General features: G+C 65.2%; 5 protein-coding genes and 1 tRNA gene. 3 read left to right on the forward strand and 3 right to left on the reverse strand.

All coding sequences use genetic code 11. From position 1 onward, the window contains the following. Window position 1 precedes the first annotated feature (1 nt). From GRI89_RS10310 to GRI89_RS10320, 3 genes are all read left to right on the forward strand, one after another. Window positions 2-1123, forward strand: coding sequence for a cobalamin-independent methionine synthase II family protein (locus GRI89_RS10310; protein ID WP_328598205.1), 1122 nt, complete (start codon window positions 2-4; stop codon window positions 1121-1123). An 81-nt stretch (window positions 1124-1204) separates the two neighbouring features. Further along, window positions 1205-1825, forward strand: a complete 621-nt coding sequence (locus GRI89_RS10315; protein WP_159794828.1) for a hypothetical protein — start codon at window positions 1205-1207, stop codon at window positions 1823-1825. 53 nt (window positions 1826-1878) lie between these two features. Next, window positions 1879-1963, forward strand: a tRNA-Leu gene (locus GRI89_RS10320). A 287-nt stretch (window positions 1964-2250) separates the two neighbouring features. Here GRI89_RS10320 and GRI89_RS10325 read toward each other — a convergent pair. The 3 genes from GRI89_RS10325 to GRI89_RS10335 all read right to left on the reverse strand — a co-directional run. Beyond that, window positions 2251-3675 carry a DUF1254 domain-containing protein gene (locus GRI89_RS10325; RefSeq protein WP_159794830.1) on the reverse strand — a complete coding sequence of 475 codons (1425 nt, stop codon included), beginning with the start codon at window positions 3673-3675 and terminating at the stop codon, window positions 2251-2253. A gap of 122 nt (window positions 3676-3797) precedes the next feature. Further along, a complete protein-coding gene (locus tag GRI89_RS10330) occupies window positions 3798-4820 on the reverse strand; it encodes a helix-turn-helix domain-containing protein (RefSeq protein ID WP_235913170.1) in 1023 nt (340 codons plus the stop codon). 269 nt (window positions 4821-5089) lie between these two features. After that, the coding region (locus tag GRI89_RS10335; RefSeq protein WP_159794834.1) for an aldehyde dehydrogenase at window positions 5090-6421 on the reverse strand (1332 nt) is incomplete at its 5' end.

A 6421-nucleotide genomic window follows, 5' to 3' on the forward strand; every position in this document is an offset into this window, starting at 1 on the left:
GGTGGGCAGTTTCCGGACCACCCACACCGGCAGCCTGCCGCGGCCGGACTACCTGCTCGACCTCATGTTCGCCCGCGAGGCCGGCGAAACGGTTGCGGATGAAGCGCTTGATGAGGCTATCGAACGCGCCGCCGAACACGTCGTGGCGCGGCAGAAGCAGGCCGGGATCACCGTCGTGGGCGACGGCGAGATGTCGAAGCCGAGCTATGCCACCTACATCAAGCATCGCCTGTCGGGCTTCGGCGGGGAGGCCGGGCAGTACGAGTTCCAGGACCTCGAGGAATTTCCCGGCGCCAAGGCCCAGGTCTTCGGCAACAGGGGCCGCGCCAAGCGCTCGGCCCCGGCCTGCACCGCGCCGATCGAGGTCATCGACATGGACGCCCCGCGCGAGGATGCCGAGCGGCTCAATCGCATCGCCGGGGACCACGAAACCTTCATGTCCGCCGCCAGCCCGGGGGTGACCGCGCTGTTCTTCCCCAACCAGTACTACGCCAGCGACGAGGAATACGTCTTCGCCCTCGCCGAAGGGCTGCGCCACGAATACGAGACCATCGCCGCGGCGGGCATCACGCTGCAGGTCGACTGCCCGGACCTCGCCATGGGCCGCCACGTGCAGTTCACTCACCTCAGCCTCGAGGATTTCCGCAAGCGGATCGGCATGAACATCGCCGCGCTCAACCACGCGCTGCGCAACATTGCGCCCGAGCAGCTGCGCATGCACCTGTGCTGGGGCAACTACCCCGGCCCGCACCACTGCGACGTGGACCTCGCCGAGATCGCCGACATCGTCTGGTCGGCCCGCCCGCAGACCGTGCTGCTCGAAGGCGCCAACCCGCGCCACGCGCACGAGTTCGCATTCTTCGAGGAGCACCCGCTGCCCGAGGGCAAGATCCTCTGCCCCGGCATGATCGAGCCGCAGAGCCCGTACATCGAGCATCCCGACCTCATAGCCCAGCGCATCGGCCGCTACGCCGACCTGCTCGGGCGCGAGCGGGTCATGGCCGGGGTCGACTGCGGCTTCTCGGTCCACGCCGGCAGCAACACCGTCGATGCCGAAGTCGTCTGGGCCAAGCTCGCCGCTTTGGTGCAAGGCGCAGAAATTGCGGGCAAGCGCTACACCTAACCCCTTTCCGTCCGCGACGAATTGCGTGTATTCTGCGACCAATACCGAGTCCTGAGCGCAATTTCCGAGGGAGAGGAAACCATGCGGTTCTCGCATTTAGTCGCTGCAAGCGTTTCGCTGCTGCTGCCGCTCGCGGCAACGGCGCAGGACGCACCACCGCCGCCCGAACCGGCGGCTGACGGCGCCGTCCCGGCCGAAGCCCCGCCACCGCCCGAGGCAACGACGGCCTTCAAGCAGGACAAGCCCTGCATGGAGAAGGTGTCCGACGAGCTCATCTACTCGTTCGGCGAAGTCACCGCCTGGCCCGACGACGGCGTCGAAATGTACACGCCGAGCGGTGTGGAGATTCTCGGCCACCCTGTCGCCTATGTACTGGTCAAGCACGGCGGCGATGGCGGCAAGATCGACGAACTCGACTACCGGCTGCAGGGAATGCAGCGCAAGGTCGGCACGCCGCACGATTCCGAGCTGCTCAAGGCCTTCGACAAGGAGTTCAAGGGGGCCGATTGCGCCAAGGCGACGCAAAGCACCTGCGGGGTGATCTACAAGGCCGACCAGCCCTTCACCGGGGCCGAAATCGGCTCGGGGGAAATCGACGTCGGCCGCAGCGCCAAGGGCCCCAAGCTCGCCATGGTCAACGCCGACTACAACCTGAGCGATGCCGACCCGGTGTTCCTCGCCTGCTTCTATCGCGGCAAGTAACCCGCGCGCACCGCTGGCAAGCCGCCGCCGAAGCGGCTAGGCCTGCCCGCGTGGCGGGTGTGGCGGAATGGTAGACGCCGGGGACTTAAAATCCCCTGAGCCTTGCTCGTGTGGGTTCGAGTCCCACCGCCCGCACCACGTATTTCAATGGTTTGGCCGGCGGGATCCGGGCGGTCGCTGGATGCGCCGGTGACCGCGTGTAATCTTGGTGCAATCGCGACGGGAATCTGACCCTCACCCAGCGCCAGCTAATGGGTGGAAAGCGGAACTTCCGCGTAGGCATTTGAGCAACCAACCTGCTCGGCGCCACAGGGCGGCGGGAGTTCCGCAACGATTCCTGAATGCTTGGTAAATCGGCCGCCATTGGAAATCCAAGATGGCGGCCGATCCTTTCGTCTGCCCTGCGGAGGCCGACGTCAGCGGGGTCAATCGATCTTTTCGAAATCTCCGATGGTGAAGCTCTTGTCGAAGAAGGCTTCGAGCGGCGCATACAGGCGGAAGTATACGAACCACCCGTCGGTCCCGACGGTCTTCATATGGTTGCTCTCGAACCCCTCGGGCGCACTCGCACCGATGTAGAGGTCGACACTACCGTCGTCGTTGTACTTGAGCTGGTCCATCCGGCTGTCGAGGCTGGCCGAAGGGATATCCGTACCGCCGTTGTTGTACGGCAGGCGCGTGGCCTCGCTGTACAGCGTCAGCGACCAGAACTGCCCGACCGGGACGCCTGCCGGGACGTGGAGCTTGTAGCTCTTGTCCGCCCGCAATAACGCGCCGTCGCTGTCGCGCTTGGTGGTCATGTAGACCTGGCCCTTACCGACCACGGGATTGACCATGCCCTGCGACGAGGTGACGGCTTCGTAGAACCAGATGCCGCGCTCATCTAGCTCGATCTTCTCGGCGGTGATCTGCGGCACCGTGAAGTCGAAGCTCTTGTACCAGCTCGTGCCCGGCCAATAAGGCTCGGCGAAGCGCGGGTTGATCTGCATGTTGCGCAGCATCAGCTCGCCCAGCGCGGCACCCTGCTTGAGGATCCTCTGCTGGCGTGCGTCGGGATCGAACGGCTTGCCCTTGGCGATGCCGAGCGGCTCGACCATCGCAGCCAGGCCCTTGTCCTGCTCGCGCGTCGGTTCCTCCTGGTAGAGGTCGCTGAGCAGCTTCCAGAAGCCGAGGCCGCGCGGAGCGGTAGCTGCCCACTCGGGGTCGACGCCCTGGATCACGCGGATCGGCTGCAGTTCTCCGCCGGCATGCCCGACCTTGAAGTCCCTCTTGATGGTGTCCACCACCTCGGGCGAGGGGTTGAGGATGCGGATGCCGGTGAAGAAGTTGTTGGTTTCCGACTTGAGCGTGAAATCCGCCATGCCCTGGTAGTCGGCTTCGTCATGGTCGGGACCGATGACGATGTAGGTGCCGCCCTGGCCCTGGTCGGGCCCCGTCTGGCCGATGTCGGCCAACGGACGCTGCCACAAATCCATCAGCATGCCCGCCATTTCGGCCTTCGGCGTCTGCACGATGACCGGCCCGTCCTGCAGGCTGCAGAAGTTGATCACGTAAGGCGTGGTGAGGTTGGCGGTCAGGATGCCACGCTTCTCGTTGAGCGAGGTGTAGACCACGAAATCGCCGAGATTGCGCGCATCGAAGGCTTCGGCCTGCGCCACGCCCCACTGCTTGAACGAGACCGCGGGCGTGGCCCAGATGTAGGCCTGGCAGGCGCGTTGGAAATCCAGGATGTCGTACAGCATGTCGATGCTGTCGTCGGTGGTGAAGTTGTGCTCGATCGTGACCGGGCCATAGGGCGTCTCGACGACCTCGTCCCCTATGAGGGCTGCGTTTTCCAGTTGCTTGGCCATGGGTGCTCTCCTTGTCAGTATTGACTGCGCCGAGCGACCCGATGCTGCTTCACGCGCTTTCGGTTGGCGGTTGGATGATGCGCACCGGACAGCGCGGGTACTGTGCGGCCTGCGTCAATTTCTTATGCGAAATGCGTCAAACCCTCGGGATCCCGCGTAATCGAACGCGATCGCGCCAGAGTCTGTGAAGGCAATTCGCCGAACAATTCCTTGTACCATCCCGACATCCTGCCCAGCTCGCTCATGCCCCAGCGATTGGAAATCAGCGTGATCGTGCAGCGGGCTTCAGCTTCGGTCGCGAGATCGTGCCGGATGCGGTTGAGCCGCAATTTGCGGACGTAGGACTGGGGACTCTCGTCGAGCACGTCGACAAAGGCGCGCTGGAGTGTGCGGTGCGAGGTGAAGGCGGCTCGCGCCATGGCACTGACTGTCAGCGGTTCTTCAAGATTGCCGTCGATGAAATCGCGCGCACGCCGCACGATCTGGCCATGCCTGCGCGCTGTCGAAATGCCGATCGGCAGGCGCGGCTCGCGAGCGAGGTGGACGATCAGGCTTTCGAGCAGTTTGTTCGCCAGCGCCTTGCCCCGTCCGCCTCCCAGCGCTCCCTGATGATGGATCGCCGCGAACCCGCCGCGGAGCGTCTCGGCCCTCCTGCTCGCCATTCGGTTGCCGCTGATGCCTGTGCCGCCGAGCTGCCGGGTATCCAGCACCAGGCCCATCTCGCCCGCGATCGCTTCGAGATGTTCCCCGGACAGCGTCGCGGTGCCGTAAAGCGTTCCGGGCCGGTAGAAGGCTTCGTGAGTGTCTCCCGCCCCGAACACGCCGACAGCGAAGCTGCCGACCTCGTTCAGCCAGTGGCGCGTGCCAGGTGCTGCGCTCAGCAACACGCCAATCGTGATCATCGTTTCGGATAACGGGCCGGACAATCCGACATGGCCGTCGATCGACCCCGAACTGTAGGTGATGCCGTCGAGCTGCGCGAAAGCCAGAGAACCCGTAATCGGCGCACGTGAAAGCTGCACGACGTCGAGACCCGCACCGAGGACCGCATCATGGAGGTCTTCGATGTTGCCGATTTCTATCCGGCCCCAGGTGGGACTTGTAGCAGACAGCGCCGCAGTCGCCATCTTCTTCCCTTTGGCCAAGCCTAGCTGGGAGACATCTGAGGAATATCGGGGGAATTCCCGAGGGGTCGAGGTGCGGACTCGATTGAGCACCGTACGGTTGGGCGGGAATTTACGAGTTCGGGCCGCCCAATGCTTCGTACGCTGGTTCGGAAAACACGGGGTTGAAATTTCCTACTTCAGCAAATGGGTCGTTAGCGGAAAGTCCGGTTTGCGACCGGACGTTTCGCTAAAGAGTCTACGATCGTGACGGAATGGTACGCACCTAGGCCTGCGACCCGGCGCCACCCTCAGATCGGATAGTGCCCCGGCTCGGTTTCGAAGGTGATCCAGCGCAGTTCGGTGAAGGCGTCGATGCCGGCCTTGCCGCCGAAGCGGCCGTAGCCCGAGGCTTTCATGCCGCCGAACGGCATCTGCGGTTCGTCCGACACCGTGCTGGCGTTGACGTGGCAGATGCCCGACTGGATCTGGCGGGCGACCTTGATGCCGCGCGCGGTGTCGGTGGTGAAGACCGCGGCGGAGAGGCCGTATTCGGTGTCGTTGGCGAGCTCGATCGCGTGCGCCTCGTCGCGGGCGCGGGCGATGCCGACGACCGGGCCGAAGCTCTCGTCGCGGAACAGCTTCATATCGGGCGTGACCTTGTCGACGAGGTGCGCGGGCATGAGCACGTTCTCGGTCGTCTCGCCGCCGGTCAGCAGCACCGCGCCCTTGGCCAGCGCGTCGTCGATCAGCGCGTAGCACTTGTCGACCGTCTTAGTGTCGACCACCGCGCCGAGCGGGGTGTTGCCCGCCACCGGGTTGCCGACCGGCATCGATTTCACCTTGGCGGCGAACTTTTCCGCGAAGGCGTCGGCCACGCTCTCGACCACGATGATGCGCTCGGTCGACATGCAGATCTGGCCCTGGTTCATGTAGGCGCCGAACGCGGCGGCCTTGACCGCCTCGTCGAGATCGGCGTCCTCGAGCACCACCATCGGCGCCTTGCCGCCGAGTTCGAGCAGCACCGGCTTGAGGTGCTCGGCGGCCCGTTTGGCGATGATCTTGCCGACCGCGGTCGAGCCGGTGAAGTTGATGCGCCGAACCTCGGGCGCGTCGATCAGCGCGCCGACGACTTCGGCGGCATCCTCGGGGGCGTTGGTGACGGAGTTGACCACGCCTTCGGGGAAGCCGGCCTCGGCGAAGGCCTCGATGATCAGCTCGTGGGTGCGCGGGCAGGTCTCGCTGGCCTTGAGGATCACGGCGTTGCCGCAGGCGAGCGGCACGGCGATGGCGCGCACGCCGAGGATGATCGGGGCGTTCCACGGGGCGATGCCGAGCATCACGCCGACCGGCTCGCGCAGCGCCATGGCGATGGTGCCTTCATGGTCCGAAGGGATGACCTCGCCGGCAATCTGCGTGGTCAGCGCAGCCGCCTCGCGCACCATTCCGGCGGCGAGCGCGAGGTTGAACATCGCCCAGCCTGCCGTGGCCCCGATCTCGCCCATCATCGCGGCGACGAATTCGTCCTTCTTGGCCATCAGCGCATCGGCCGCCTTGCTGAGCACCGCGCGCCGCGCGTTGGGGCCCATCTTCGACCACTGGGCGAACCCGGCCTGCGCCTTCGCGGCGATCGCCGGGATGTC

Origin of the sequence: Croceibacterium salegens (assembly GCF_009827435.1) — a bacterium.
Classification (GTDB): Bacteria; Pseudomonadota; Alphaproteobacteria; order Sphingomonadales; family Sphingomonadaceae; genus Croceibacterium_B; species Croceibacterium_B salegens.